General features: G+C 68.4%; 1 protein-coding gene. It reads right to left on the bottom strand.

Annotated features, from left to right (window positions below; all coding sequences use genetic code 11):
* On the bottom strand, positions 1–2,207 hold a 2,207-nt coding region (gene aceE, locus KBX08_RS33000; RefSeq protein ID WP_210787668.1), incomplete at both ends, for a pyruvate dehydrogenase (acetyl-transferring), homodimeric type.

Raw genomic sequence — 2,207 nt, forward strand, 5'->3', positions numbered from 1 at the left:
CGGTCGGGGTGGGTGAGGTTCCAGGCGTCGGCGGCGATGGCCTCGCGGCGCAGTTCGGTCCAGGACGTCACCGACCAGACGTCGGCGGCGATGCCCCAGTCGTCGCGCAGCAGCCGTTGTGCCTGCAGCGCCCATTGCACGGCGATGCCAGAGGCCAGGATCTGCGCCTGCGGGCAGCCGGTTTCCTCGGCGGTGCTGTAGAGGTGCATGCCGGCGAGGATGCCGTCGACGTCGGTGTCGGCCGGCTGGCCGGGCTGGGTGATGGGTTCGTTGTACAGGGTCAGGTAGTAGAAGACGTTAGCGTCCTCACCGTCGCGGGTTTCGCCGTACATGCGGCGCAGGCCGTCGCGGACGATGTGGCCCAGTTCGAACGCGAACGCGGCGTCGTAGGCGACGCAGGCGGGGTTGGTGGCGGCCAGAAGCAGCGAGTGGCCGTCTTCGTGTTGCAGTCCCTCGCCGTTGAGGGTGGTCCGGCCGGCGGTGGCACCGAGCAGGAAGCCGCGGGTCATCTGGTCGGCGGCCGCCCACAGGCCGTCGCCGGTGCGTTGGAACCCGAACATGGAGTAGAAGATGTAGATCGGGATCATGGGTTCGGCGTGGGTGGCGTAGGAGGTCCCGGCCGCGGTCCAGGACGCGGTGGCGCCGGCTTCGGTGATGCCCTCGTGCAGCAGGACGCCCTGGGTGTCCTCCTGGTAGCTGAGCATGAGTTCCCGGTCCACGGACAGGTAGTGCTGTCCGTGCGGGGAGTAGATCTTCTTGGACGGGAACAGGGCGTCCAGGCCGAAGGTGCGGGCCTCGTCCGGGATGATCGGCACGAACCGGTGACCGATGTGCGGGTCCTTCATCAGGTCCTTCAGCAACCGGACGAACGCCATCGTCGTGGCGACCTGTTGCCGGCCGGAACCGCGGGCGGCGACCGCGTACGCCCCGGCGCCGGGCAGGGCGAGGCGCAGGTTTCGCGTGGGACGGTCCGGCAGATAGCCGCCCAGGACACGGCGACGCTCGTGCAGATACTCCAGCTCCGGGGAACCGTCGGACGGGCGGTAGTACGGCGGCAGTATCTCGTCGAGTGCCGTATCGGGAATCTCGAGATGTAGCCGGTCCCGGAAGCCCTTGAGGTCGTCGAGGGTGAGTTTCTTCATCTGGTGGGTGGCGTTGCGTCCCTCGAAGTGCGACCCGAGTGTCCAGCCCTTGATGGTCTTGGCCAGGATCACGGTCGGCTGGCCGGTGTGCGTCACGGCGGCCTGGTACGCCGCATACAGCTTCTTGTAGTCGTGGCCGCCGCGGGTGAGTCCCCAGATCTGGTCGTCGGACATGTCCGCGACCATTGCGGCGGTGCGCGGGTCACGGCCGAAGAAGTGTTCCCGTACGAACGCCCCGGATGCGGCTTTGTAGCTCTGGTAGTCGCCGTCCGGGGTGACGCTCATCAGGTTGAGCAGCGCGCCGTTGGTGTCCGCGGCGAGCAGCGGGTCCCACTGCCGGCCCCAGATCACCTTGATGACGTTCCATCCGGCGCCGCGGAAGTACGCCTCCAACTCCTGGATGATCTTGCCGTTGCCGCGGACCGGGCCGTCGAGGCGCTGCAGGTTGCAGTTGATGACGAAGGTGAGGTTGTCGAGGTTCTCGCGGGCGGCCACGCCGATCGCGCCGAGCGCTTCGATCTCGTCCATCTCGCCGTCGCCGAGGAACGCCCACACCCGCTGGCGGCTGGTGTCGGTGATCCCGCGGTGGTGCAGGTAGCGGTTGAACCGGGCCTGGTAGATGGCGTTGATCGCGCCGAGGCCCATCGAGACGGTCGGGAACTGCCAGAAGCCGGGCATCAGCCGCGGATGCGGGTAGGACGGCAGGCCGCCGCCGGGATGCGACAGCTCCTGGCGGAACCCGTCGAGCTGATGTTCGGTCAGTCGGCCCTCGAGGAAGGCCCGTGCGTAGATGCCCGGGGCGGCGGGGCCGTGGAAGTAGATCTGGTCGCCGCCGCCCTGCGCGTGGGGGCCGCGGAAGAAGTGGTTGAACCCGACCTCGTACAGCGACGCGGCCGAGGCGTAGGTGGAGATGTGCCCGCCGACCCCGATCCCGGGTCGCTGCGCCCGGTGCACCATGATCGCGGCGTTCCACCTGATGTAGGCGCGGATGCGCCGTTCGATGTCCTCGTCGCCGGGAAACACCGGCTCCAGCTGCGGCGGGATGGTGTTGAGGTAGTCGCTGCT

The sequence above is a fragment of the Micromonospora sp. H61 genome (genome assembly GCF_018070325.1).
Lineage (GTDB): Bacteria > Actinomycetota > Actinomycetes > Mycobacteriales > Micromonosporaceae > Micromonospora > Micromonospora salmantinae.